Source organism: Enterococcus lactis (assembly GCF_015751045.1).
Taxonomy (GTDB): domain Bacteria; phylum Bacillota; class Bacilli; order Lactobacillales; family Enterococcaceae; genus Enterococcus_B; species Enterococcus_B lactis.
This window is the reverse complement of the sequence record NZ_BNJW01000028.1, coordinates 1-24,709: the sequence shown is the minus strand read 5'-3', so window position 1 is coordinate 24,709 and position 24,709 is coordinate 1. Positions and strand designations below refer to the sequence as shown.

Here is a 24,709-nt window from a genome sequence, read left to right as displayed (position 1 = left end):
AGAGAAGTGAATCAGACATTTATTTCCAGTGTCAGCAATCAACGTAATCATATTCCAAGAAAATCATTGAATTACAGAACACCAATCGAAATATTTTTGAGCTATGTACAAGAAGCATTTTATTCTAGCTTAATTTGACAAATCATAAAGAATAAACCGTTGACAGCTACAGAAATCAGAAATAATAAGTTGAAAAAGAAGATTTCAACAATTTTTTTTACGAATAAACAACGCTATGGTGCCACAAAGATCCATCAAGTTTTATTAAAAGAAGGGATTTCAGTATCTCTTAAACATGTCCAAAAGCTAATGAAACAATTAAATTTAAGGTCGATTGTAGTTAAAAAATATAGACCTCAAAGGTCTAATAAACCGATCATTTCAAAAGAGAATCTCTTAAATCAGGACTTTTCTACTGAAACGATCTGTGAGAAATGGGCAGCTGACATTACGTACATTCCTACTAAGAAAAATGGTTGGTGTTACTTATCTTCAATCATGGATTTACACACGAAAAAAATTATTAGTTATACATTTTCAAAACGAATGACTGTGGATTGTGTCATTCAAACATTGAATAAAGCAAAAATACATTATCACATTCCAGAAGGAATGATTCTACACACTGACTTGGGCAGCCAATACACAGCAAGAGAAGTGGAACAATGGCTTAAAACCAACAAAATAAGGCATTCTTATAGTAGAAAAGGAACACCTTATGATAATGCTGGAATCGAATCTTTCCATGCCTCATTGAAAAAAGAAGAAGTCTACACGACTAGCTACTCAGATTTTGAAGAAGCAAATCGAGCGCTATTTAGCTACATTGAAGGATTTTATAACCGAAATCGAATCCATAGCTCGATTCACTATCTAACCCCACAGGAATTTGAAGAATTAGCAAAAGAAAAAATGGCTTAACCGTCTCTACTAAAATGTGTCCAAGATATTGACTCAAATCCAGTTAAATTTACACCCCCAGAAGGAACAATAACTCTAAAAATTCGCAACGAAAAAAATCAAGCTTTATTGACTATCGCAGATACGGGAGAAGGAATTCACCCAAAAGAAATTAATCGTATTTTTGAGAGGTTTTATATGTCTGATCTTTCAAGAAATAGTTTTCTAGGCGGGCAAGGAATTGGCTTATCTATCGTAAAAAGTATCATAAAGGCTCATAACGGAACCATAACGGTCAAAAGTGATTATGGAAAAGGTTCTACATTTACCGTTATTCTTCCTGTCAAAAGATAGTAATCATCAAAAAAAGCGGTTCACTTTTATGTAAAGTGAACCGCTTTTTCAGCTTCATGATAAAGTTTTCCATTTAATTTAGGACTAATTAAGATTTTTAAACGTTAGAATATTTATCCCTTTTCAGAAATCATTAAGTTGATTTTTTAGTTTAACTTAACACTAATAATCATTTCAGAGTAATCCCATTTGGTGTTTCACCAACCTCAACCGTGACAATAACTTCACTAGTCTCATTCTCAATAACACTGACCGTATCATCGAATGCATTCGTGACAAAGGTGTATTTATCGTCTTCACTAATGACAACTCCATGTGCACCGCTACCCACTTCGATTGTTTCGACCACTTCATTACTATTTAAATCAACCTTTGAAACGGTATTGGAAGGATTCTCTTCGGTACCTTCATTTGCCACAAATACATATTGATCATCATGTTGAACAAACAACTGGATAGGACCATTTCCAACTGCTACTTTCTCAACTTTATTGGTTGTCAGATCAACGATTGCTAACGCATTTTCTCCATTTAATGTTACTAAGAGCGTTTGTCCATCTGAGGTAATACCAGTTGTAGCTGGAGTACTGCCAACAGTTATTCTATTAACTTCTTCCATACTTTCTAAATCAAGGACGCTTACAGTGTCTTCACCCATATTGGCAACGTAAGCCGTTTTTCCGTCTTCAGCGATTCTAAAACCGTGTGGACCTTCGCCTGTTGGGATTGTTTCAACCACTTCATAAGTAGATACATCAATGACTGAAACAGTGTTCTCTCCATTATTGGAAACTGCTGCATAGTTGCCATCGTTAGTGAAAACGATATGAGCAGGGTGACTCCCTACTTCAACTTCTGCAAGTTTTTCACCTGTTTCAGCATCATAAAAAGCTGCAATACCTTTTTCATCGTCACTTTCATTACTCATACTAGTATCACTATCTTCGTCCTGTCCCATCTCCATACTTTCATTGCTCATACTGGTATCACTATCTTCGTCGTGTTCCATCTCCATACTTTCATTACTACCTGAACTGTCTTCAGCATGCCCCTCGCTGGGAACAATTGTTACACCAATGACTTTTTCATCAGGTGAAATTTGTACATTATGTGCGGATCCATCGATGGCAATCGTATCCACAACTTCGTGCGTTTGAGCATCTACTTTTGTAACACTTCCAGTATCGGAAGTGTAATAGGCTTCTGTTTGTTCCTTATTTTCTTCTTTAGAACTAGATTGAGACTCACTAGTTTCTTGTGACGTTGATACAATTGCTTGTTGAGAAGAATTTTGACTACTTGTTGACTCTTCTTGACCACAAGCTGCAAGCAAGAGACCCACTGACGACAATAGTGCTAAAGTGATTCTTTTTTTCATTTTAATATCCCCTTTTTTACTACGTACTTTTTACTTTTCGTACTATTTTTATTGCTCTATAATTGCCTGAATTATTCATAATTTTTCCGTAGGTTTCTGAAAAGATTGTGGTACTGCGTTCCTGATTTCTCTTCTTTACTTTCATGGTGGTGCATAATTTATCCCCTTGCTTTGATTTATTTTATGTTTCTGTTTTTATAATAATATATGAATGTGTTGATTTTATGTAGAAAAAAACCATATCAAAAAGCCAAGATTTGTATATGATCTTGGCTTTTTGATATGAATAGTTCATTTCCGGAATATATTTTTGAGAAAACTCAGTTCGAGCATGAAACTTAAGACTTACCCAACTAACTTTTCAATATTTTCTTCTTTTGTTGGTATTATTCGTCTGATAATTCTCCTTTTGCATAACGCTGATCAAGGATTTCAAGTGCCTCATCCCGGCCATTTGAAGTTGTGCCAGCATTATTGCCTCCTTGGACTAGCTTCATCACCGCGTATACGATAATAACGATTAAGATTACCAGGATAATCATCATGAAAATTCCCCAACCGCCCATCATGTCATAACCATAATAATTCATCATTTTTATAAGCATTCCTTTCGCTTCGCTCAAGGCACAAAACGAAATGAAAATCGTTGCGCCTTCGGCGTATATTTCTGCTTTTGGGATGTTGTCTAAAGTCTTAAGTTATGACTATAACAAACCTAGTATTTGCATCCATCTAAATTCTTATTTCTTAAAATGCGGACTGCTTATTCTTAATTTCGAAAATGAATATCTCCAACAAAAAAACAGTTCTCTTAAACAAAAAAGAGAACTGCTTTTTAATTATACTCTTTCTAATGATTATATTAGCAAGACTTTATTGAATTTAAATTTAAAAAAAGCATAAATCATTTGAAGATTTATTTATTACATTATAAGGTTACTTATATATAAGGAAGAATTAAATTATTGTTTTTTGCCTAAAATCATTTAATAATACAGACACCTCATGGGGTAATAAGTCTTCATTTTTATCCTTAATAGCTTTTATAATAAATAGCTTTTCTTTATTATTCCACTTAAATTCAGAATATTTATCCAAAAAATATGGTTCGTATATTTTTTGAGCTTTGTCCATCTGAAGTAAATTAAATTCTTTTATTATAAATTCCTTATCGTGCTCTTCTGAATTCAATGAATGAATTATGTCTTCTGTAAGGTCTTTTACATCGCATCCTATTTTATCAGTATGCTTTTCTAATTTTTTATAATGAGTAGTACCAATTAATGAATCAGAGACATTTTCCCAGTAAATTTTAAATAATTCTGTTTTACTATTTTGAGGATTCTCGACATTTAAGGTCAATTTATTATGTAATTCCTGATTTTCAACATAATCTTTATTATTGCGGTAGAAGAAAGTGTTTGGATGCCCTAAATTATCTTTTATAGAGAACCCTATTCCTAAGTGATTATACCCCTCATTTAAATTGTCCCAGATTATATAATCAATTTTTTCTAATTTAGTATCAAAAAATTTAATCTTCTGAGAATCAAAGCTTGAGACATTACCATTTATAAGTAAATTAGAAATATACTCATAATTAATATACTGAATTCTATTATCATAAATTTTTTTAAATAATTCGCTAGAATCTATTTCATTTTGTGTTATTGATCCACGCTTTATTTCTTTTAATAACTCACTAGCATATATTTGCTTTTCACTGTATTTATAAAATAAAGGAATATCCTTTATATGCTGCAACCCTAAAAGATGTGGTAGATTTTCCATTTTAAATCTGAAACGTATTTTATCATTATTACTCAAAGTTATATTAATATTTTTTAATTTAGCCAATCGGCTATATTCGTCAATTATATTATTTAAAGGCTCTATACTTTTTGATGTTGGTGGATGACACCAGCATCTTTTTTATTTTCCAAAACATATAGAAAAGACACCTTGAAATCCTTTAGAATTAATTTGGCGAACCAACCCAAAAGGAGGAATCAAGATGTCTTACACTCACCTTATCAAAGAAACATTAGATATTCTAGACTTATCAGTTACTTTTAACGAAAATTGTCTCACAAAAGAAAAATACAAAGGGCAAATCTGTCATATTTATCGTGGAAACTTGATTTATACAGCCCAAGAATGCATCCACTGTAAACACCAGATTGCTTCAGATATTGTGCGTTGGGGTACAACAACCGTCCGGTTGTTAATGAACGATGTTTCTGAATACCGTACCTACCTCGAATTGAAAAAGCAACGCTTCAAATGCAAAGCTTGTCAGCGGACCTTTGTCGCAGATACTTCTGTTGCGAAAAAACATTGTTTCATCAGTGAGAAAGTCCGCTGGTCTGTCGTGACTCGTCTGAAAAAAAATACCTCAATGACAGAGATCGCCGCTCAGAAAAATCTATCGGTCTCTTCTGTTTACCGTATTATGAAGCGATTTTATCGTCCGTTGAATCCTTTTCGGACACCGTTACCTAAGGTACTTTGTTTTGATGAATTCAAATCAGTTCGGGGTGTTTCAGGTGCTATGAGTTTCATCATGATGGATGGACAAACACAGCGCTTATTGGACATTGTCGAGAACCGACAACTGCCTTTTTTAAAACGTTATTTTAGTCATTTTTCACGAGAAATTCGTGAAGCGGTCGAATGGATCGTGATTGATATGTACGCTCCTTATGTATCGCTCGTTAAAAAGCTGTTTCCAAAAGCACAGCTGATTATTGACCGGTTTCACATCGTCCAACATATTGGTCGTACCTTTCGCAATCATCGAATCAAAGAAACGAACCAACTATTAAAAAGCAAAGAACAAAAACACTATCAATTAGGTAAGCAATTAAAAAGATACTGGAAACTTCTTCAAAAAGATGAACGCAAGCTTGATTATACTCGACGCCTTTGGCGACCTGGCTTCAAAGCTCATTTAACAGAAACCGATATTGTGGATCGCTTACTGAAAGGGAGCCCTGCTTTGCGTGTAGGCTATCAGTTATATCAAGACTTTCTTTACGCTGTAAATGAACGAGACTACGTATCGTTTGAAGAACTACTTACCAATAATATCATGCTTCCCGAAGGCTATCAGACGACCTTGAGAACGTTCCAGAAATTTCTGCCACAAATCAAAAATGCTTTACAACAAAGTTATTCAAATGGCCCACTTGAATGTCTGAACAACCATATCAAAGTGTTAAAACGAAATGCATATGGCTTTCGTAGCTTTTATAATTTCAAATTGCGCATCATGATTCGTCATGGCAACGCATTGATTTTCAACTAAAAAAGATCAAGAGGAACTGATCCACTTGATCTCCAATTATTCTAAGATTTCTCTTTACCAACATCATTTGACAAAGAGCCCTAAATTTTCAGTTGTCTCTCTACCAGCACTAAATGTCGAAGAGCCAAAAATCTGAGCCAGAATGAGGTTCGTTCTGACCCAGATTTGATTTTGCACAACTCATCAGTCCTTATTAACAAAGAGCTCATATTCCTCATGTTGAGAATACGAAGGCCATGTACCAGCTTATTGGTTTAGTATATAAAATTACTCATTATTTTCGTCATATTCCATCTCATCTTCAGTTACCCACATATGATTCTTAACTTCTTCTTGACCATCGGTTGGAGTGTAATTAACAACGTAAACAGTTCCTGTAATAGATTTATCTACTTTTGCTTCAGCTCCCATCATCCCATCCATGTGATCGGCATTCAAGATAACAGTATCGCCCTCATTTGCTACAGTCTCAGTATTTTTTAACTCTTCTTGTACTACCCATCGATGATTGTTAACCATTGGTCCCCCAGTTTTTGGCTCATAGCTTACTTCATACATTGTAGTATCAAAGGCCCCTACAACTTGAGCATTTGCACCTTTCATCCCTTCCATATGATCGCCTAGCAGTATAACATTACTTCCCACCGGGAATTTAGGGTTCGCAGCATCTTTCATTGAAGAAGGAACCATACCTTCGTGATTCATTCCCTCCATACTATTCATTTCACTAGACGCTGTAGAAGTCGATTCCTCGTTTGTGCTTTTAGAATTATTCGATTCACTTTGATTGCTACACGCTCCTAAAAATACAATAATTCCAAGACTTGCAAATACTAATTTTATCATCTTTTTCACTGTCTTCATCCTCCTTTAATTAATCACATTTAGGTCATCTCATAAATTTGTAATCCAAAAACTTCTTTTTTAATTGTAGCTATTGATAAGTCCTTCTTAGAAAAGATTACTACAGAATTTGATAAGATATCTAAATGAACTTTTTCGACACTATCTATCGAAATCAGTTGAAAAAATATTTTTTTTGCCCAACATTCACATACTAGTTTAGCAATTTTTATCTGTTTTTGAAACAAATAACTCTCCTCCTTTATTGAAATGGTAACTTTATAACAAATTTAGTTCCTAGACCTAATTTACTTTTTACAGTTATACTACCTTTATGCGCTTCAACAACGCTCTTTACAATAGCTAATCCGATACCTTGCCCCCCTAAAGCTCTACTTCTGGAGGGGTCAGCCATATAAAATCTATCAAAAATATGAAGTTGCTGATCTTTTTCTATACCGATGCCGTTGTCTTCAACAATTAAAAGAACATGGTCTTTATTTTTACTTATAGAAAACTTAATGGTTCCCTCCTTTTGCGTAAATTTAATAGCATTATTCAAAAGATTGATAACAACTTGGTTCATTTTATCTTTATCTGCAGATATATTGATGTTATCCCCTTGGATTTCAACATGAAGGTTTTTTGACTCAATTTTGCTGGCGAAATTTTCAATAACGGATTCAATCAACTTATATATGTTAAACTCAGTTTTATTTAAATGATCATATTTTGCTTCAATTTTGTTGATTACTTCTATATTTCCAATTAAACGAGTTAGACGATCTATTTCATCATAACAAGATTGTAGGCGCTCGGGAGTTATTTTCCAGACTCCGTCAATCATTCCTTCCACATTGCCTTTAAGGGTAGCTAATGGAGTTCTTAATTCATGTGAAATATCAGTAGTTAATCTTTTTCGAAGTCCATGCTGTTTCTCCAACTGATTACTTAAATCATTTAGGGAATCAATCAAGGAATTAATTTCAATAATTGAAGTTTCTTGTGGGATTTTATCAGCATATTCCCCACGGGTTAATTTATGTGTAAAGTCGCTTACATGCTTTAGTGGTAATCCTAATCTAGCAGAGATCCACGAAGCAAGTATAAATGATACAAGAAGAGCTGCAATAGCAACATACATTAAACTTTGTTTCATACTGGAGATAAACAAGGCATCGTGCTCAGTATAAGCAAAAGGTCCGAAATAATAAAACGTTACTTTTCCAAACTCGTTTCCATCATTAATTAACTTCTTTTTCGCTTCTATTGTTTCGTCTAGTTTCACACTTTTTTTCTCAGAAACTTTCAAGGCATTTTTTTTCAGTTTGTCCTGTGCTGACTTCAAATTTTTTCCTTTAAGTTCCCAAACCATGTTGCCTTGTTCGTCTTCTATAGAAAAATAAATATTATTTTCTAATGCTTTCTCAGAAAGTGCTGCAAGTTCCTCGCTGTTCCATGTTTCTCCACTATTTAACCACAATAAATCAATTGTATATACATACTGATTCAACAAATCTTCTTGTCGCTCTTCTACGTATTTACTAAAATGATTGTTCGTCAAACTTAATGCGACTAAACTAATCGATCCTATTATTAATGTTGCGATTGCTAAAAAGGAAAGAACTAATTGAGTTTTTATCGTTCTTTTTCTCATTAGTGGCCACCAAATCTATATCCTGTACCATGGACTGTCAAAATATACATAGGTGATTTAGCATCATTCTCAATTTTATGTCTTAAGTTTTTTATATGAGAATCGATGCTCCTATCTAGTCCATCAAATTCTATTCCCTTAACTTTCTCTATCAAATCACTACGAGAAAAGACTTTATTAGGTGTGGATATTAGGGCGTGTAGAATATCAAATTCAGTTGTTGTGAGGTTTAATTCCACTTGATGTAGATAAACTTGGCGACTTTCAGGATATACTATCAATTCCCCATTACTTGAAGAAAGCTTATTAGGATTTGATAAGGTCTCAGTTCTGCGCAATACAGTTTGTATTCTCGCAACTAATTCTTTGGGACTAAATGGTTTAATCATATAGTCATCGGCACCTAACTTGAGACCAGTAAGAATATCATCCTCATCAGACTTAGCTGTTAACATTATAATTGGTACATTTGATACTTCTCTGATTTTTCTACACACAGTCAATCCATCAGTATCCGGAAGCATTAAATCTAACACAACTAAATCAGGATTATTTTTCTCGAACTTTTCCAATGCCATTGCGCCACTTATTGCTTTATAAACTGAATAATGATTAGCAACTAGATAGGCATCAATAATTTCTAATATTTTTTCTTCATCGTCCACAATAAGAATTTTCATAGACAATCATCCTTCTTAAATTATTTTCTATTTAATTTCCATTTGTCCCATCATTCCATACTCTTCATGTTCTAATATATGACAATGATACATGAAAATACCTTCACGGTCGAATTTCACAAGAAGTTCTACTGTTTCATCCGGATTTACCAGCACAGTATCTTTCCATCCTTGCTCGTTTAGTGCGGGCTGATTTCCATCTCTAGATAAAATTTGAAACTGAACACCATGGATATGGAACGGATGAATCATGCCTCCCATCATACTACTAATATTGTTAACTTCCCAAATCTCTTGAGTACCTAATTTTTTATATAAATCTATTCTTTCCATATCAAATTGCTTATTGTTGATGTTTACCATGTGAGACATTCCTCTTAAATTAATACTTTGTCTTGCTAAATCTTCCAATTTCTTTTCATCTAAAGTACTAATAGTATTTAGACTATCAGAGGGAGTAAACTCTTTGTTTTCTATCGTATTCTCAATTCTCATTGTCAAGGCAACCAAATTATTTGCTAGTAAATGAATTACCTCACCTTTTTTATAATTCTGAGTATCCACTAATATTTCTGCCCTTTCCCCGGGGGCTAAAAGTAGTTTACTAAGTTTAACAGAAGTATTCAGAAAACCACCATCTGTAGCAATTTGGTAGAATGATTCATCTTTATCCAAAGTAAAAGTGAAGTTTCTTGAATTAGATCCATTAACAATTCTATACCTCATCCATCGGTTTTTTATCTCAATATATGGATTGATAGTGCCATTAGTAAGCAACGTCTCCCCTTTTGTTCCATCAGAGTTAAAATCATTTTCATAGTTAATTTGATTAGTGGAGCTGAAAGATTTATCTTGCACAATCAAGGGAATGTCGTCGACACCATATTTGGAAGGTAAATCTAATGATTTTGAGTTGTCATCATCAATATACATCAAACCTGCTAAACCCTTATAAACTTGAGATGCTGTTTCTCCTTCCGGATGGGGATGAAACCAGAGTGTAGAAGCTTCTTGATCAACCTCGAATGTTACACTTTTTTTCTGTCCTGCTTCTATAATCTGATGTGGACCTCCATCTGCATCAGAAGCTACTTTCAAACCGTGCCAATGAAAAGATGTGCTAGCATCAAGATTATTGTTTGTATTGATAGTAACTTTTTGACCTTTTTTCAGTCTAATAACTGGTCCTAAAAAATCCCCGTTATAGCCTAATGTTTCAGTTTTTTCTCCATCCATTATTTGAACTTCTCCGTTTTGAGCAACTATATCATATATCACATTTTCTTTGCTTTTTGAAGATGGTTCAAGAACAGGGGGAATCAATAGTTGTCTCTCCGTTTGGTGTACTACCTTCAAATCAGCTTCTTGATTATCCCCCATCATATTGGACATTCTACTTGAGATTTGTCGTTGTTCTTCTTGAAAGACAACTTCAGCATGCTCCTCCTTGTTCTGCTGTTGAATCAATATGAAAACACCGCCTAGGGTCAACATTGATATTGTTGCTGATAACCAAATATATTTATTATTCTTCAACCCATCATCTCCCATATCTATTATGTAGTTACCATAAAAAAAATATGTGGAGATTTTGTGTTGATTCCCCCACATATACTTATACTTATATAGATATATCCCTAGTTACAGTATACTTTGTATTTTTTAGTAGTTGATTTAAGAATGTTAAAGTTAATTTTGAATCAGCATCGAAAGTAACTGTACCTCTAGCCAAATCAACTATTTTTACACTGACTGTTGGCTCTGCTTCCAAAGCATTTCTTACTTTTGATGCACACCTTGAGCAATTCATTCCGTCAATAACCACTATTTGCAAATATTTCATCATAAAATTCCTTCTTTCTTAAAAAAGTCGCCTATATTGGATTTACTAATCTAATCAATCTTTTAAGAATTGTCTTACAAGTATCATAAGGAAAATTTATGGAGAAACCATGTATAGAGTTTGTTTTAGAGCTTTTAAATATAGGATAGATACAGATTGATTTGTTTAGTGTATGATTGCATATCATGGACATATATCGCTAAGTATCGCGCCCAAAACATAGGTTTCGAGTTTCATGAATATCCTAACAGGTAGAAGTGCTATGATGATATTCGATAAGCATCCTAATATGAAATATAAGTTTAGAACTGCTATTTTGGATAGTTCTTCCTCCTATTCAAATAAATAATTGTTCTACATAAGAATTTCACAATCCTCTCTACCCTCCTCTACTACCAAGTGAAAATCCATTTCAACTAATACCAAAAACCTACATTGGGATTCCAAAGGATTTTTGAGTTCAAAAAAACATGAAATGCCTCTCAGAAATCCGTCCATTGGATTCAACATATACTTATGCACAAAAAGCAGTGAATAAATTTAAAAAACTGGTTTTTCTATATATCTCAATTTGAAAAAAGTAGAATATAGAGGAACTTTCTTACCATAAGAATTCACATATTTAATGTGATGATTCACCAAACTTATAATGCCTTATAATTCGTATTTTTCAACAATTGATTAATAACGCTAATTTATAAATCTGTCTTTGTTGCAATAGTTACTAAACCTTCTTCGAGATTTACTTTCCTAACAGAAATTGAGGGATTCTTTTCTAATGCATACTTAATTTCTCCGGCGCATCCTAGACAAGCCATTCCACTAATAAATAAGGGCTGTAAATGTTCAGTCATAAGACAATCACCTTTCCTATTTGACTTTGAAGTTTTTTAAGCGAAGTGAATTTAAAAGTACTGTTATTGAGCTAAAACTCATAGCAACTCCTGCAATTAACGGGCTTAATAAAGGCCTCCAAAAAATGTTCAAAACACCCATCGCTATTGGAACACTTAACATGTTATAAGCAAATGCCCAGTACAAATTTGACTTTATATTCCAAATTGTTTTTTTGCTTAAATCAATCGTGGACATTAGCAATTGCAGATCGTCGTTCATCAATATTATATCCGCAGATTCCATCGCTATATCAGTACCAGAACCCATCACAAAACCTATATCCGCTTGAGCGAGGGCAAGTGCATCGTTTATCCCATTACCTACCATTGCAACCCTATGTTCTTTTGACTGCAACATTTTAACATAGTAGGCCTTTTCTTGAGGTAATACCTCACTAATAACGTTGGTGATCCCAACTTGATTAGCTATTGCCTGTGCAGTAAGTTTATTATCACCCGTGAGCATAACCACATTGAGGCCAAGTTTATTCAACTTTTGAATTGCTAATGCACTTGCTGGCTTTATAGTGTCTTCAATCGCAATTATTCCGAGAAAGATACGATCATTTGCAATATACACTGGTGTCTTTCCTTTAGATACTAAATTATCTGAAATTAACTTAAATTTACTAATGTCTATATTCAACTGCTTAAAGAACTCTTCATTTCCTAAACTTACTTCGGTACCTTTCAATATAGCATTAACGCCCAATCCAGAGAAAGATTCGAATATACTAGGTTCAACCAGATCAATCCCCACGATTTCGGCTTCTTTTACAATTGCCTCCCCAAGCGGATGCTCGGATGCTTTTTCAGCAGAGGCCGCTAAAAACAAGAGAAAGTTTCTATCCATATTTTCTGCAAGTATTATATCTGTTACCACAGGTTTTCCTTTTGTAATCGTACCAGTTTTATCGAATAATATTGTTTTTACGTGATGAGTTGTTTCTAAAGCTTCACCACTTTTAATTAAGATACCATTTTCAGCGCCTTTTCCCATACCGACCATAATAGCTGTCCGTGTAGCTAAACCGAATGCACAAGGACATGTTATAACTAAAACTGAAATTAAGACTGAGAATGAAAACGAAATACTTTGTCCAGATAGCACCCAAAGTAGACTAGATCCAATCGCAACTACAATAATGATATATACAAAGTAACTTGAAATGATATCAGCCAGTTTTTCGATTGGAGCTTTCGAAGATTGTGCATCATCCACTAGTTTGCTTATTTGAGCTAAAGTGGTGTCTTTACCAATATGAGTTGTTTCATATCTTATTACGCCATTTTTATTTTTACTGGGTCCTATTACTCGGTCATTAGCTTTCTTTTCAACAGGAAGATTTTCACCTGTAGGCATAGATTCATCAACTAAAGACTTACCACTTATTACAATACCATCCAGTGGCAAACGCTCTCCTGGTTTTGCTATGATCACATCTCCTACTAAAACTGATTCAATAGGAACAGTCTGTTCCTTATTATGTCTGATAGTTTTCGCTGTTTTGGGAGTCATCCTCATTAATTTTTGTATTGCTTCAGATGTCTTATCTTTCGTCACCAACTCTAGGTATTTCTCTAGTCTGATTAACGTTAATATCACTGCTGATGCTCCAAAGTAGAGCTCTTTTGTATAGAGATAATTTCCCAATATAATCTGTATTGTTGCAAAGATGCCGTATAACAAAGCAATACTTGTACCTAAAGCAATTAATGTGTCCATTTTCGGATGTTTTTTCATGAGTGAGGAAAATCCAATTTTATAATAGTCTTTATTGGCCAATATAACCGGAGCGGTAAGTATTAATTGCGTCATCGAAAAAAAACTAGGGTTTGTCGTAGGATCAATTATTTCAAATAGGGGTAACTCAAGTATATTTGCACTAGCAACATATATAATAGGAATTGTAAATAGCATTGACGTGATAAATCTTCGCCTTAGCTTCTGTTGCTGTTGCTCTTGTTCTTTTGTTTTATATATTACTTGTTCCTCATCTTCAGAAAGAGCATATAGCTGATATCCAAGAATTTTGACAACATCACTTATTTTTGCAACCGCTGAAGGGTCAGTTGATATTACCGAGAGTTTTTCTGCTTCAAAATTTACGTTGGCATATTTGACATAAGTCATTGATTTAACTACATTTTCAATTTTGTTAGCGCAGGACACACAAGTCATTCCACTTATTCCAAATACCTTTATCTCAGTTTTTTTTCGAATCTCAGCGTCATAACCAATGTCTTGAATAGCTGTTATAACTGTATGATTAGACAAAACACCTTCATCATATTCCAATTTTAGAACCTCAGTTGTTAAGTTAACTTTAGCGAAATATACTCCATCCAACTCATGAATTTTTTTCTCTATTGTTGTTGCGCAAACTGCACAAGTCATTCCATAAAGATTATATTTTGAAATCATTGAATTCCTCCGTGTCAGAACGTTTAACCAATCCGTTTAAATAGTAGCTTACTTCTGAGATACAACCTTCATCCATTCCAGAAAGTAACCTTTGTATTTCGGTTTCTAAAAATTCTTGCTTCTTAATCAGTGAAGTGTAGTATCTTTGGTTTTTTGAAGTGTTAAACGTGATCACATTTTTATCTAACAACCTTCTTATTAACGTTTTTGTTGTGGAGGGATGCCAACTATTACGCTCTTGCATTCCATGTGTTATTAAACCACATGTTACCGGTTCATATCTCCAGATAAACTTTAAAACATCTAACTCTGAATTCGATACCTGTATTTTGTGTTCGACCAAGACCATCCCTCCTTAGGCTATTCATAAAGTACGTTCTTCTTTATTAAACAAATGATGAATTGTTGTCAAAGTAGAAACACTTATAGTTACAATTAATAAAAAGCATAAAAAGAAAAATGTTTCCGGTAAAAAACTGATAATTGGATCTGTACGATAGTCAAACATCCAATCATCATTGTCAAAAAATACTTGATGAAAAAGCACAAATGCTTTATCAAAAAACAGAAGTGCCATTACACAGACTGATATTATCATCCACTTGATTAAACTAGTGATTTCTCTGACTTGATCACGCGTTACTAATTTTTTCCTGTTTAGGTATAAAAGAACGCTACTCGTAGAAAGAAGCAATGAATAGTTAAGCTGGAACAAAAATTTAACATCTTTAAAATGGTTTATACCGCGATCTGAGACGTATAGATTATCAAAAACCAATTCTTTTTGAAAAGGATTATTTAAATAGCCCATTAAATTTCTAAAATCTTGATTAACTTGAGATCTACTCCAGTTTTGAAAATTTATATCGCTTTGAAAGAATAAATTGATTTTGAGCAAACCAGGGAAGTTGCTTGTCAATGTAATCGCGAGGGATAAAGCAAAGACAAAAAATAATAGAAATAGCATGCTTTTTTTCATTAAATTAATATTTATATTAGATCACTCCTTTTAATATAATGATAAAAAAACTTGTGTAGAAAATGTGTACCAATGTATCTGTCAAAAAGTCTACATAAAATTTCCATAATAGCCTGCTATAGTCAAAACAAGTTCATTAGGAAGGAGGGAAGAATTTGAGAGAACCCTACGACAGAGTATTTATTTCGTTTGGTCCATTTACTATTTATTGGTATGCCATTTTCATAGTGTTTGGGATCATAATCGGATATTTTGTTGCTAATAGAAGAGCAAAGCGTGCGGCATTGCCTGAGGATACAATTGTTGATCTGTTGTTATATGGATTGCCAGTTTCTATTATATCGGCCAGATTATACTATGTACTTTTTGAATTACCTTTGTACATTGATGATCCTTTAAGTATCTTAAAAATTTGGGAAGGTGGTCTAGCAATACATGGTGGATTAATTGGTGCTGTATTGACAGGGGTTATTTATTGCAAGAAGAAAAATCTTTCTTTTTGGAATGTTGCTGACGTAGTTGCTCCCAGTATAGTAATTGGACAAATCATTGGACGATGGGGAAATTTTATGAATCAAGAGGCCTATGGAGAAATTGTAGACATAGAGTTCCTGCAATCTCTGAAACTCCCATCTTTCATAATTGATCAAATGTATATTGATGGGGCCTACCATCATCCGACTTTTTTATATGAGTCTTTATGGAATATAGGAGTACTCATTATTTTGCTTCTGGTGTCTAGAAATAGAATGTTCTTTGGGCAAATATTTTTAATTTATGTTTCACTATATTCCGTCGGGAGATTCTGGATTGAAGGATTACGGACCGACAGTTTAATGCTAACAGCAAACTTGAGAATGGCTCAAGTCCTGTCCATAGTCCTATTAATTGGCTCTATATTAACTTACATCTATCTCAAAAAATCTAAGGAGGAAGATTTACATGGAAGCATTACTTAATCTCTTACCACTACTATTACTACTAATTTGCCCTATCTCAATGATGTTTATGCATAAAGGGCACGGACATGCTGGGCATCATCATATGCATGGAGAAGATCATTCAAAACACACTGGTTCCGAAAATGATATAGCAAGTTTAAAAATCCAAACTGAGCAATTAAAAGAAGAAGTTGCTACTCTAAAGAACTTAGTTAAGGAGCGATGACAATGCAGTGGTTATTACTTTTATTATGTCCGATAATGATGATATTTATGATGAGGGGTATGCACTCAGGATCGCATAATGAAAAAGATGACGAACAATTGAAACAGGATCTTGAAAATTTAAAAGAGCAAAATGATATCTTAAGTAGTGAACTAAGCGATTTGAAGTCAAGGTTAAAATAAGTTAAAGGAGGCGTGACATAAGTTACCTAGTTACGCTCTCCAAAAAACAAGGAGCACTTGGAAATCATGAGATTTTTCGAGTGCTTCTTGTTTTTTTATTCATTTTGAGTAGTTCAAGTTCCTATTTTTGTCAATTTCATCATATTGATTGCCGTAATGAGTAAACCCGTCTGTTTTCTGACTTTCTCTAAGCCTCGAACCGTGTAGCGAGTGAAGCCCGAACAAGCCTGCATAAATCCGAAGACTGTTTCCACGTCGACTTTTCTCCGCCCATATATTTTTTGAATGTCAGGCGTTGATAACCGTTCTTTTTGTTTTTCTTTATGATACTCCCAAGACGGATTTACAGTGATCTTTCTACGATTCCCCTTTGGGGTTAAGGCTTCAGGAATGAGCGCTTGGTTCGCATCCGTTTTTTCTGCTTGGTATTCTTTAAAATCTCGGACAAAGCCATCCGCATCTGTTCGTTGACGGTAGGCATGAAAATTGAATCGTACCCCTTTGGGGTCGATGTAAAAGTCCTCATTGGGCTCGTAAACCCAATTCATTACTTTCCGGTCATCTGTCTGCCATTTCTTACTTTGTTCTTTAAACATCGTTCCATAAGGAATCAGTGCAGTATGCTGAGGAAGTTCATCTTCTATATAGCGGTAATTGCTTTCTGAACCATAACCTGCATCGGCGACCAAATAATGAGGGGACTTTTGTGCAGTCTTCATTTTTTCCAGTAATGGTTTCAGTGTTTTAGTGTCTGTTGGGTTTTGAAAGACATCGTAGCCGAGCACAAATTGATTACATGTAGCGATCTGCAGGTTATACGCAGGTTTAAGTTGGCCATTTTTCATGTGGTCTTCTTTTACGCGCATAAATGTCGCATCATGATCGGTTTTTGAATAACTGTTTCTAGTCCCATAAATAGAAAACTGCGTTTGATGTTCCAGAAGTTTTTCTCACTTTGCATTTAGTTTGCGTACTTGGCTTTTCAACGTTCGCCGTTGTTGTTTCGCTGGATTTGGCGAAAGACGTTTCGTTGCCTCAACTTCATTTTCTAGTTCATCCAGACGCAGTTCCATCCGTGTTAACAGTTCATCTATCATGTCTACGGTCAAGGTCGTCCCTTCGGGAATCTGTTTCAGGGCATATGCTTCTTTTAGTTCCGTCATCATAGTAAGCAATTTTTCGCGATTCATTTGATCGAACCGGATCGTATTTTTCTTCCAGACAAAGCTGTATTTATTCGCATCCGCCAAGATTTTGGTCCCGTCAATAAACAACGCATCATCAATCAGATTCCGTGCACGCAGATACTCTGTCAACTGATCTAAACCTTTATTGGTCAACTCCTGTACATCGTTGGATACACAAAAACGGGCGATAGTTCGATAAGTCGGAACCCGTTCTTGCGTCAACCAGCGAGCATATAGGTTTTCTTCAGCTAAGCGTTCAATCTTGCGACTTGTAAAGGTTTCTCGCGTATACGCAAAAAGAACCACCTTCATCATGGCACCTAAATCATATTCTCTTGGTCGACCAAAAAGATAGGGGTCATTAATCTGAAGCGCTTCGACCAGTTCATGGATAAAAACGGCGACATGATTTTCTTTTGGAGAAAATGAAGTAGATAGATCCAAAGTGAGTTGATTCATGTTATAATTAGTATACATTTTGTTTAGTCCTTTCAGGATTAAATGATGGTGCATTGGCGGGAACCGGTGCTCCTTTTTATTTTACCAAAAAAACCGCAAGAAATGAACGCTTTCTCGTCATTTCTTGCGGTTTTCTTCTATGGACTTATGTCACAGTCCCTTTAAAATTCACTAAATTCATGGTTCAGAATAGAATTGATTCTCTCAAAATATTTAGTCTAACTTTACTCTTTATAAAACGAATAAGGCATGCGTGGTTTATAATCTTTCTTTATGTATTTCTGACACCAAAGAAAATGATCCTCATCATTCCATCCACTCGTTGCATTCCACCAAGAGTACATAACATCCCCTGGTGTATAGGGTAGTCCATACACCAGGGGATTCTAGAAGTAAGATTTATTGTTTCTTTTTTAAGTGCAAATAGAACCATTATCTTCGATGAATATAAGGAAAATACCTTTTTAGATAACATTTCTAGGTTATGAATAGATAGTATTCACTCTATCCGCAATTTTCTTCAACGAAAAGTTACTAAAATGGAAGCATGGGCAGCATTAATATGATGATTTTCTTCTGGACGTTGCTAAGACATTCAATAGCAATGAGCGCCATTATAAATGTGGAAGCTACTCGTAAAAAAAGGGAAGATTGATTTCCAATTCTGCCCAAATGCTTATTTATACTACAATTAACCGTATTAATTTCAACTTCTTTGTCCAGAATAACTACCGAACTAGTTCACCACTTGGATAATGAGATATCGGGGCTAAAATTGTAAAATCTTTGCCAAATTTCTTCATAAAATTAGCATGTTTCTCTAAATCTGTAAATAGAATGTATCGTAAGTGATCATGCAAATTTTGATTACGCATATAATGTGGTCTATTAAATTGTGCTCGTATCTCCTCTTCACGTTGATCCGGTGAGACAATATACATCATCAAATTTTCTTGATGAATCGAATACAAATCATCCATTCGATTCATCCCAGAAATTATTGACGTCGATTTTTCAACCTCAAAAGCACATATCGGTTCCCCATTTTTTGAAAACCAAATAACATCAATCAAACCAATCGTCCTACTTAACGGATTTGGTAATTGATAGATTGTTTCTGGTAATAGAGGTATAGACACATCTCCTAAGCGATTCCCATCTACAATTCTATTATGATCGTTTGAGGCAATCCAAGCATGATAACCTATCTCATTACCTAAAGTAGCTAAGATATATTGGATTTTTTGGTGCACATTTTTGCCATCCTCTTTTTCCAACTTCTGTTTTATTAACTTCTGGGTGTTACTTTCTGAAATTCTGACATACTCTTCTTCATTTTCGCGAACAATATAATTTAGTTTCCCAATATCAAATAAAAAAGCTGAGATAGCACCCAAATCTTTCGAAAAAAGTCCTCCTAAGCAGTTGAGTTCAATCATACCATCACGGAGTTTAAAATAGTCCTCCCATTTACCTAAGCGAATTTTCGAGCCCGTAAGATAATTATATCCATTTACAATAGCTGTGTTAAAAGGAGGGAAAATGGTAGGTTCTAGAAAATATAAAATGTTTGCGACAGCTGGACCAAGCCCTCTGATTTTCTTTTCTGCTAGAATATTTACAGCAAATAACATTTTAATTTCTTGATTAGCTTTAAGAATTTGATCAAGACAAAGTGAAAAAGCTAACTGATTTTCCCTATTTTCATAAATATCCGGAATTCTCAATTTAGGTTTCCACATAAATGCATGCTTGGCTCCTTTAAAAATTTCTGTTTGTTCTGCAATTACATTCATTATGTCCTCTAGGGCTGAATTTTTAAAATCTGTTGGGAACGTTCCGTTATTGACATGTTTGATAAGTACTTGTACGTATTTCCTAACTTTTTTAAACGCTTTCAAACGTTTTTCACTTTTGATAAACCAAGTTTGATACAGTAAATTTTCGCGTAATTTATATTGATTAAACACATCTGTTAAATAAGTATTATCCACTGTAATGACACCTACCATCCCTATTAATATTTTATAAACTCGTTAGCTCTAATATGGCTTTCTATATGCAAAATTCCGTAACCACCTTAAATGAAGAATAATGTAAACAGGTTTTAGCGATTTTAGTTAACGGTCTTTCCTTAGATTACTCCGTCCATGTCTCTATAATAGGATTCGTGGTACTTATTAGTTCATACTAATAAATTAAAGGATTCTCCTCTACTCCTAAAATTTCAACAATCAATTTATGAGGCAGACATATACTCATTTCCCCTGGTCTACTAATCCAGCCTGTACGAACAGCAATTTGATCAGGACTATTATCTTCTTTTACCCTGATTTTTCCAGGAGCTACTTCAATAATATTGTATTTCCCTTTTTGAGGGTAATATGTTTTCTCAAAAGACTCATTAACTTGTGATAAGTTAAATTTGTCTACAACTTCTCCATCTATTTTAACAACTGCAATTACATCTGTACTTTCCCTATTATTATTTTCATCATTATTAGTATCAAATAGTAAATATGGTACGAATGATGCCATAATGACCGCAGTAATAATGAAATAGTCCCAAGGTTTCATGAGTCTCAATGTTTTATTCACTAAATTCGTTCTCCTGTATTAACTTTTGATATCATACTTTACAGTTGTGTGAATTTTATGTAGGTATGTATATGCTCCATAAAATCTCCATAAGTTTTAGTTATTTTGAAGCTGTCTATTAAATTGAAATATAGCATATGGATCCTATTACTTTTTGTATAGTAATTCCAATTTCAATTCCTAGTAGAACCTGTAGCAACGATAAAATAGAGAGGAGAATATTATGTAAAATGTTTCTTCACAAATAAAATAAGGGAAGTGAAAAATCAATTTGAAAAAAACATTTATATCTACCTCTGTCATTGTGTTTTCGCTATTTTTTAGTAATGGTCTCTTAGCTAAAGCACAGACTATAGAGGAAAAAATCAAAGAAAAAGATGATAAAATTGAAGCGATTGTAAAAAATAAAGAATCAGCTGAAAATTATCTTACTGATTTAGATAACAAAATAACTCAGCTAGAAAAAGAATATAAAAAAGTGCTAGTGGAAAAAAACACATCTGAGAAGAAACTTACCGAGATTAATCAGAAAATTACTGCTCTTGAGGAAAGAATACGCCTTAGGAATAAACTTATCGAAGAGCAGGCTAGGAATGCACAAGTAAATCAAAAAAGTGACTCTATAATATCTGTCATGGTAAATGCCGAATCATTATCAGATGCAGTCACAGCAGCCATTGGTATGACTAAGCTTATTTCTGCTAGTAATGAGATTATGCAGGCCCAGATAGATGATAAAGAAAATTTAGATGAATTAAAAAAAGAAGCTGAGAAAAAAGTTACAGATGCGGAAAAAGAAACTCGATCTCTCGAAGAGAAAGAAAATGACCTTATAGAAGCCAAATTAACTCAAAGTATAAAAATCAATGAGATATCCGCTTCTTTGGCGACAGAGCAATCCGAAAAAGCAAAATTTGAAAATCAAAAACAAGAAGCTGAAAAAAGAAGGGAGGAGGAGCTTAAAGCTATAGCAGAGGAAAAGAGAAAAGAAGCAGAAGCTGCGGCTATTTTAAAAGCTCAAGAGGCAGAAGCCGCATCTATTATATTTGAAAATCAAAAACAAGAAGCTGAAAAAAGAAGGGAGAAAGAGCTTAAAGCTATAGCAGAGGAAAAGAGAAAAGAAGCAGAAGCTGCGGCTATTTTAAAAGCTCAAGAGGCAGAAGCCGCATCTATTATAAAAGATCAGGAAAAAGATGTATCACAACTAGCCGATACCAATGACATAGGAATAGGTCAAGAAAATACTGATACACAGAAAGAAGAACAGATACCAGATGAAACTTCGGAGCAAGATTCGAACTCAGTTAATCAAAATGAGTACCAAGACAACAATAGTTCTTCCGATAATACTCAGATTCAAAGTCCTAGTTCTTCTGGTTGGGGCGCACCCGTAGCCAACATTATCGTCACAAGTCCATTTGGGGGAAGAGCTGATCCTACTGGATTTTCTGGATCTTTTCACAATGGTATAGATATGGGTGGAACTTCTTCAACGCCTATCATGGCATCAAGATCAGGAACTGTAGTGCAGGCGTCATTTGATGGATCCGCAGGTAATTACATTATTATTGATCACGGAGATGGTTACTATTCATATTACCTTCACCTAAGTAATTATATTGCTACACCAGGCCAATCAGTGAGTGCTGGACAGACCATCGGTACCATGGGAACTACAGGAAATTCAACCGGAGTTCATTTGCATTTTGGAATAGCGACTAGCTCAAATTGGTCTGGATTCGTAGATCCTGCTCCATTTCTAGGAATCTAAAAATGATGAAAAAAATCAAGCATCTTTCTTTAAATTTACTTCTAATTAGCCTTTTTCTTATAGGCTTAGTTTTAATATTTAATTTCCAAATTCGATCTTACTTACTGAATAAACAAGTCCACAATATGACATAGCAAATTATTCACAGAAAGATTTGGAAGACAATCTGAAAAGGAAAGGAAACTTTGATTTTGATTCTGTTGAATCTATATCAAATGAGTTAGTATTAAAAGCACAATTCAAGAATAATGATTTGCCTATAATAGGTGGTATCGCTATACACAATGTAAAATTATCTTTACCAATATACAACGGATTGGACAACACCTCGCTCCTTTCTGGGGCTGGAACAATGAAACCAGATCAGCAGATGGGAAAACGAAATTACGCTTTAGCAAGTCATAGTGCTAAAGATAAAACTATTTTATTTTCCCCATTAGAGTTTATTTCTCTAAAAGAAAAAATATATGTAACAGACTTAAAGAATATTTATATTTACCAAGTGTCCTTTAAAGAAAAAGTGGATCCATCAAGAGTCGAAGTCATTGATGATATTCCTAATAAAAATATGATCACTCTTGTTACATGCGGAGATTTGGCTGCTGTAACGAGATTGATTGTACAAGGTACACTGATCGATACAGTTGAATTTAAGAATGCTAATCAATATATCCATTCTTTATTTAGCTAATATAAAAAGTCTTATCAATCCTGACAGATTACGAGTAGTACTTTTTATTAAAGAAAGAAGGTGCTTTCTAAATTCAAATTGGTTTATGGTCATAATAAATTAAATAGGGAAACGAACGCGATTATAAGTTCGTTTCTCTATTTTGTATGAGTGTCTTTAATCTAATTGAAAAGAGCCCTTTTTGATCCAACCTCAAGAAAATTTTGAAAAAATCTTACTATGGAGCTAACTAGTAACGCACCCTATTTAATCATTTAGGAATTTGCTTATATCCCCCTTGTCATTCTATAGTTTCTAGGGAAGATTTAGATTGTGATTTTCCTAAGGAATATCCTCTGTTTTCTTGATATAATCCAGAAAAAGTAAAAATAAAAAGCACCCAGTTGCAATACTAGAGATTACCAAGCCTACCAAGAATCCTGGTGCGAAAAATTCTCCAGCAATTTTCATATTACTATCTTTTGGTAAGTTAGACAATTGAATCAAATCGTCAAAAGCTACTTTGTAAGGATACTCTTCCCCGTCCACAGTAAAAACCTAACCTGGTTCATAGAGAATAGGTATAACAAGATTATTGCTTTCCTCATTTTGAATTTCTCCAGAAAAGCTTTTCTGTTTGAATGAATCTATGTCCATACCATAATTCGGGAACCGTTGCATTGATGTCGCCAAATTATAGTAATCAATCATAATAAAATTTAATGAGAAATCACGAACTACTTGATTTTCTTCCCAACCTAGCAACAATTCTTTCGTTTGAGCATCAATTTGATGCCAGCAGGGATCAAATTGTCGACTTTCCAAATTGGTCACATAGTGCAAATTATTGGCCAAGTTGACGGGAAAATAAACATAAAGTAACTCATCTTTTGTTACTTCTAGAACGTCAAATGAAAAAGAAGCAATATCTGAGGTTTAACTCACTTCGCTTTCTATAATCTTTACACCGCTAGTCGCTTGATGCTGGATTTCTTGATTAGGAATTACTTGGTATTGGTTGCTTAGCAAAATATCCGTAATAACTGTACCACCATTCCGTTTAGCACGGACGTTACTTGTTGAGTACCCTAATCTCGTTAACATTAGTAAATATTTTTTATTGTTCATTGAACTAAATCCTGATACTGAGGGGAAATCATAGTAGAGATTGTCTTTATCAAAGGATGCATAAGTTGAAGTCACTTTTTTTAGTGGTTCCCAATATTCTTGATATACTTCAAATTCTGTTAGAGTTTGGTTGATTGTCTTGGAATGGCAACAGTTTTTTTGACAAATTTTATAAGGTGCAGAACTTCTTTCCGTATGCTATTCCGATTGTCCTTGACAATGAGCCTCCTCGGATGTGACGATCTTCGGCAGGAGCTAACAGTTAAAGTTAGACTGCCTCGCTAG

Annotated in this window: 25 protein-coding genes and 4 pseudogenes; 10 read left to right on the top strand and 19 right to left on the bottom strand. The window is 34.2% G+C overall.

Annotation, left to right across the window (positions count from 1 at the left end; all coding sequences use genetic code 11):
* The 3 genes and pseudogenes from KFO35_RS12415 to KFO35_RS12405 all read left to right on the top strand — a co-directional run.
* Window positions 1-138 (top strand): annotated as a pseudogene (locus KFO35_RS12415) (IS30 family transposase); the annotation flags it as partial.
* Between the two features lie 42 nt (window positions 139-180).
* Window positions 181-921, top strand: a pseudogene (locus tag KFO35_RS12410) (IS3 family transposase); the annotation flags it as partial.
* Between the two features lie 27 nt (window positions 922-948).
* Window positions 949-1,254 carry a sensor histidine kinase gene (locus KFO35_RS12405; protein ID WP_289892881.1) on the top strand — a complete coding sequence of 102 codons (306 nt, stop codon included), beginning with the start codon at window positions 949-951 and terminating at the stop codon, window positions 1,252-1,254.
* 169 nt (window positions 1,255-1,423) lie between these two features.
* Here KFO35_RS12405 and KFO35_RS12400 read toward each other — a convergent pair whose 3' ends face one another.
* The 3 genes from KFO35_RS12400 to KFO35_RS12390 all read right to left on the bottom strand — a co-directional run bounded on the left by KFO35_RS12400 (window position 1,424) and on the right by KFO35_RS12390 (window position 4,507).
* The gene (locus KFO35_RS12400) at window positions 1,424-2,596 is read right to left on the bottom strand and encodes a YncE family protein (protein ID WP_244653260.1); all 1,173 of its coding nucleotides are present in this window, start codon (window positions 2,594-2,596) and stop codon (window positions 1,424-1,426) included.
* Between the two features lie 422 nt (window positions 2,597-3,018).
* A complete protein-coding gene (locus KFO35_RS12395; protein WP_229205628.1) occupies window positions 3,019-3,177 on the bottom strand; it encodes an SHOCT domain-containing protein in 159 nt (52 codons plus the stop codon).
* A 412-nt stretch (window positions 3,178-3,589) separates the two neighbouring features.
* Window positions 3,590-4,507, bottom strand: coding sequence for a PBECR4 domain-containing protein (locus KFO35_RS12390; RefSeq protein ID WP_157868084.1), 918 nt, complete (start codon window positions 4,505-4,507; stop codon window positions 3,590-3,592).
* Between the two features lie 139 nt (window positions 4,508-4,646).
* On the opposite strand from KFO35_RS12390, the gene KFO35_RS12385 reads away from it, so the two are divergent.
* Window positions 4,647-5,939, top strand: a complete 1,293-nt coding sequence (locus KFO35_RS12385) for an ISL3-like element IS1251 family transposase (RefSeq protein ID WP_024634920.1) — start codon at window positions 4,647-4,649, stop codon at window positions 5,937-5,939.
* Window positions 5,940-6,206: 267 nt separating this feature from the next.
* On the opposite strand, the gene KFO35_RS12380 is transcribed toward KFO35_RS12385, so the two are convergent.
* The 6 genes from KFO35_RS12380 to KFO35_RS12355 are packed head-to-tail and all read right to left on the bottom strand — an operon-like array spanning window position 6,207 to window position 10,965.
* Complete coding sequence (locus tag KFO35_RS12380) at window positions 6,207-6,803, bottom strand: YdhK family protein (RefSeq protein WP_079993992.1); 597 nt, start codon at window positions 6,801-6,803, stop codon at window positions 6,207-6,209.
* 20 nt (window positions 6,804-6,823) lie between these two features.
* Entirely contained in the window at window positions 6,824-7,030 is a 207-nt protein-coding gene (locus KFO35_RS12375; protein WP_002307659.1) for a hypothetical protein, read from the bottom strand.
* A gap of 14 nt (window positions 7,031-7,044) precedes the next feature.
* Window positions 7,045-8,439 carry a sensor histidine kinase gene (locus KFO35_RS12370; RefSeq protein WP_002307657.1) on the bottom strand — a complete coding sequence of 465 codons (1,395 nt, stop codon included), beginning with the start codon at window positions 8,437-8,439 and terminating at the stop codon, window positions 7,045-7,047.
* On the bottom strand, window positions 8,439-9,119 hold the full coding sequence (locus tag KFO35_RS12365) for a response regulator transcription factor (protein ID WP_002294790.1): 681 nt from the start codon (window positions 9,117-9,119) through the stop codon (window positions 8,439-8,441). Before KFO35_RS12365 ends, KFO35_RS12370 begins: the two co-directional genes overlap by 1 nt.
* Before the next feature lie 27 nt (window positions 9,120-9,146).
* On the bottom strand, window positions 9,147-10,730 hold the full coding sequence (locus KFO35_RS12360; protein ID WP_033586146.1) for a multicopper oxidase family protein: 1,584 nt from the start codon (window positions 10,728-10,730) through the stop codon (window positions 9,147-9,149).
* A gap of 10 nt (window positions 10,731-10,740) precedes the next feature.
* Window positions 10,741-10,965: a heavy-metal-associated domain-containing protein gene (locus KFO35_RS12355; protein ID WP_002294786.1), complete on the bottom strand. Its 225-nt coding sequence runs from the start codon at window positions 10,963-10,965 to the stop codon at window positions 10,741-10,743.
* Window positions 10,966-11,146: 181 nt separating this feature from the next.
* Between KFO35_RS12355 and KFO35_RS14260 the strand changes: the two are divergent.
* Window positions 11,147-11,266 (top strand): annotated as a pseudogene (locus tag KFO35_RS14260) (transposase); the annotation flags it as partial.
* A gap of 391 nt (window positions 11,267-11,657) precedes the next feature.
* Here KFO35_RS14260 and KFO35_RS12350 read toward each other — a convergent pair.
* Genes KFO35_RS12350 through KFO35_RS12335 form a run of 4 tightly spaced genes read right to left on the bottom strand, consistent with a single transcriptional unit; the run spans window position 11,658 to window position 15,262 of the window.
* Window positions 11,658-11,816: a heavy-metal-associated domain-containing protein gene (locus KFO35_RS12350; protein WP_050581736.1), complete on the bottom strand. Its 159-nt coding sequence runs from the start codon at window positions 11,814-11,816 to the stop codon at window positions 11,658-11,660.
* A 16-nt stretch (window positions 11,817-11,832) separates the two neighbouring features.
* Entirely contained in the window at window positions 11,833-14,283 is a 2,451-nt protein-coding gene (locus tag KFO35_RS12345) for a heavy metal translocating P-type ATPase (protein ID WP_002344916.1), read from the bottom strand.
* Window positions 14,267-14,632: a BlaI/MecI/CopY family transcriptional regulator gene (locus KFO35_RS12340; protein WP_002307652.1), complete on the bottom strand. Its 366-nt coding sequence runs from the start codon at window positions 14,630-14,632 to the stop codon at window positions 14,267-14,269. Before KFO35_RS12340 ends, KFO35_RS12345 begins: the two co-directional genes overlap by 17 nt.
* Before the next feature lie 15 nt (window positions 14,633-14,647).
* Window positions 14,648-15,262, bottom strand: a complete 615-nt coding sequence (locus KFO35_RS12335; protein WP_002307650.1) for a TIGR01906 family membrane protein — start codon at window positions 15,260-15,262, stop codon at window positions 14,648-14,650.
* Between the two features lie 155 nt (window positions 15,263-15,417).
* Between KFO35_RS12335 and lgt the strand changes: the two genes are divergently transcribed.
* The 3 genes from lgt to KFO35_RS12320 are packed head-to-tail and all read left to right on the top strand — an operon-like array spanning window position 15,418 to window position 16,611.
* On the top strand, window positions 15,418-16,221 hold the full coding sequence (gene lgt, locus KFO35_RS12330) for a prolipoprotein diacylglyceryl transferase (protein WP_002294779.1): 804 nt from the start codon (window positions 15,418-15,420) through the stop codon (window positions 16,219-16,221).
* Window positions 16,205-16,429: a DUF2933 domain-containing protein gene (locus KFO35_RS12325; protein WP_002307648.1), complete on the top strand. Its 225-nt coding sequence runs from the start codon at window positions 16,205-16,207 to the stop codon at window positions 16,427-16,429. Before lgt ends, KFO35_RS12325 begins: the two co-directional genes overlap by 17 nt.
* Window positions 16,426-16,611, top strand: a complete 186-nt coding sequence (locus KFO35_RS12320; RefSeq protein WP_002307645.1) for a DUF2933 domain-containing protein — start codon at window positions 16,426-16,428, stop codon at window positions 16,609-16,611. Before KFO35_RS12325 ends, KFO35_RS12320 begins: the two co-directional genes overlap by 4 nt.
* Window positions 16,612-16,724: 113 nt before the next feature.
* On the opposite strand, the pseudogene KFO35_RS14470 reads toward KFO35_RS12320, so the two are convergent.
* From KFO35_RS14470 to KFO35_RS12305, 3 genes and pseudogenes are all read right to left on the bottom strand, one after another.
* Window positions 16,725-18,275, bottom strand: a pseudogene (locus KFO35_RS14470) (IS1182 family transposase).
* Between the two features lie 710 nt (window positions 18,276-18,985).
* Window positions 18,986-20,269 carry a type II restriction enzyme NmeDI-related protein gene (locus tag KFO35_RS12310; RefSeq protein WP_002325571.1) on the bottom strand — a complete coding sequence of 428 codons (1,284 nt, stop codon included), beginning with the start codon at window positions 20,267-20,269 and terminating at the stop codon, window positions 18,986-18,988.
* Window positions 20,270-20,447: 178 nt separating this feature from the next.
* Complete coding sequence (locus KFO35_RS12305) at window positions 20,448-20,855, bottom strand: NusG domain II-containing protein (RefSeq protein ID WP_002307641.1); 408 nt, start codon at window positions 20,853-20,855, stop codon at window positions 20,448-20,450.
* Between the two features lie 271 nt (window positions 20,856-21,126).
* Between KFO35_RS12305 and KFO35_RS12300 the strand changes: the two genes are divergently transcribed.
* Together KFO35_RS12300 and KFO35_RS12295 are read left to right on the top strand one after the other, a co-directional pair.
* Window positions 21,127-22,626 carry a peptidoglycan DD-metalloendopeptidase family protein gene (locus KFO35_RS12300; protein ID WP_002307639.1) on the top strand — a complete coding sequence of 500 codons (1,500 nt, stop codon included), beginning with the start codon at window positions 21,127-21,129 and terminating at the stop codon, window positions 22,624-22,626.
* Between the two features lie 154 nt (window positions 22,627-22,780).
* Window positions 22,781-23,317: a class A sortase gene (locus KFO35_RS12295; protein ID WP_002307637.1), complete on the top strand. Its 537-nt coding sequence runs from the start codon at window positions 22,781-22,783 to the stop codon at window positions 23,315-23,317.
* A gap of 321 nt (window positions 23,318-23,638) precedes the next feature.
* On the opposite strand, the gene KFO35_RS14245 is transcribed toward KFO35_RS12295, so the two are convergent.
* The 3 genes from KFO35_RS14245 to KFO35_RS12285 all read right to left on the bottom strand — a co-directional run bounded on the left by KFO35_RS14245 (window position 23,639) and on the right by KFO35_RS12285 (window position 24,499).
* Entirely contained in the window at window positions 23,639-23,845 is a 207-nt protein-coding gene (locus KFO35_RS14245) for a hypothetical protein (protein ID WP_002295288.1), read from the bottom strand.
* A gap of 9 nt (window positions 23,846-23,854) precedes the next feature.
* Entirely contained in the window at window positions 23,855-24,130 is a 276-nt protein-coding gene (locus KFO35_RS12290) for a hypothetical protein (protein WP_002371861.1), read from the bottom strand.
* Between the two features lie 102 nt (window positions 24,131-24,232).
* On the bottom strand, window positions 24,233-24,499 hold the full coding sequence (locus tag KFO35_RS12285; RefSeq protein ID WP_002307629.1) for a YfhO family protein: 267 nt from the start codon (window positions 24,497-24,499) through the stop codon (window positions 24,233-24,235).
* Window positions 24,500-24,709 lie beyond the last annotated feature (210 nt).

Bases quoted from the DNA above. Each gene is read 5' to 3' on its own strand.
- KFO35_RS12350 (WP_050581736.1), bottom strand. From the start codon at position 11,816: ATGACTGAACATTTACAGCCCTTATTTATTAGTGGAATGGCTTGTCTA.
- KFO35_RS12365 (WP_002294790.1), bottom strand. From the start codon at position 9,119: ATGAAAATTCTTATTGTGGACGATGAAGAAAAAATATTAGAAATTATT.
- KFO35_RS12320 (WP_002307645.1), top strand. From the start codon at position 16,426: ATGACAATGCAGTGGTTATTACTTTTATTATGTCCGATAATGATGATA.
- KFO35_RS12310 (WP_002325571.1), bottom strand. From the start codon at position 20,269: ATGGTAGGTGTCATTACAGTGGATAATACTTATTTAACAGATGTGTTT.
- KFO35_RS12355 (WP_002294786.1), bottom strand. From the start codon at position 10,965: ATGATGAAATATTTGCAAATAGTGGTTATTGACGGAATGAATTGCTCA.
- KFO35_RS12335 (WP_002307650.1), bottom strand. From the start codon at position 15,262: ATGAAAAAAAGCATGCTATTTCTATTATTTTTTGTCTTTGCTTTATCC.
- KFO35_RS12340 (WP_002307652.1), bottom strand. From the start codon at position 14,632: ATGGTCTTGGTCGAACACAAAATACAGGTATCGAATTCAGAGTTAGAT.
- KFO35_RS12370 (WP_002307657.1), bottom strand. From the start codon at position 8,439: ATGAGAAAAAGAACGATAAAAACTCAATTAGTTCTTTCCTTTTTAGCA.
- KFO35_RS12385 (WP_024634920.1), top strand. From the start codon at position 4,647: ATGTCTTACACTCACCTTATCAAAGAAACATTAGATATTCTAGACTTA.
- KFO35_RS12395 (WP_229205628.1), bottom strand. From the start codon at position 3,177: ATGATGATTATCCTGGTAATCTTAATCGTTATTATCGTATACGCGGTG.
- KFO35_RS12380 (WP_079993992.1), bottom strand. From the start codon at position 6,803: ATGAAGACAGTGAAAAAGATGATAAAATTAGTATTTGCAAGTCTTGGA.
- KFO35_RS12345 (WP_002344916.1), bottom strand. From the start codon at position 14,283: ATGATTTCAAAATATAATCTTTATGGAATGACTTGTGCAGTTTGCGCA.
- KFO35_RS12360 (WP_033586146.1), bottom strand. From the start codon at position 10,730: ATGTGGGGGAATCAACACAAAATCTCCACATATTTTTTTTATGGTAAC.
- KFO35_RS12325 (WP_002307648.1), top strand. From the start codon at position 16,205: ATGGAAGCATTACTTAATCTCTTACCACTACTATTACTACTAATTTGC.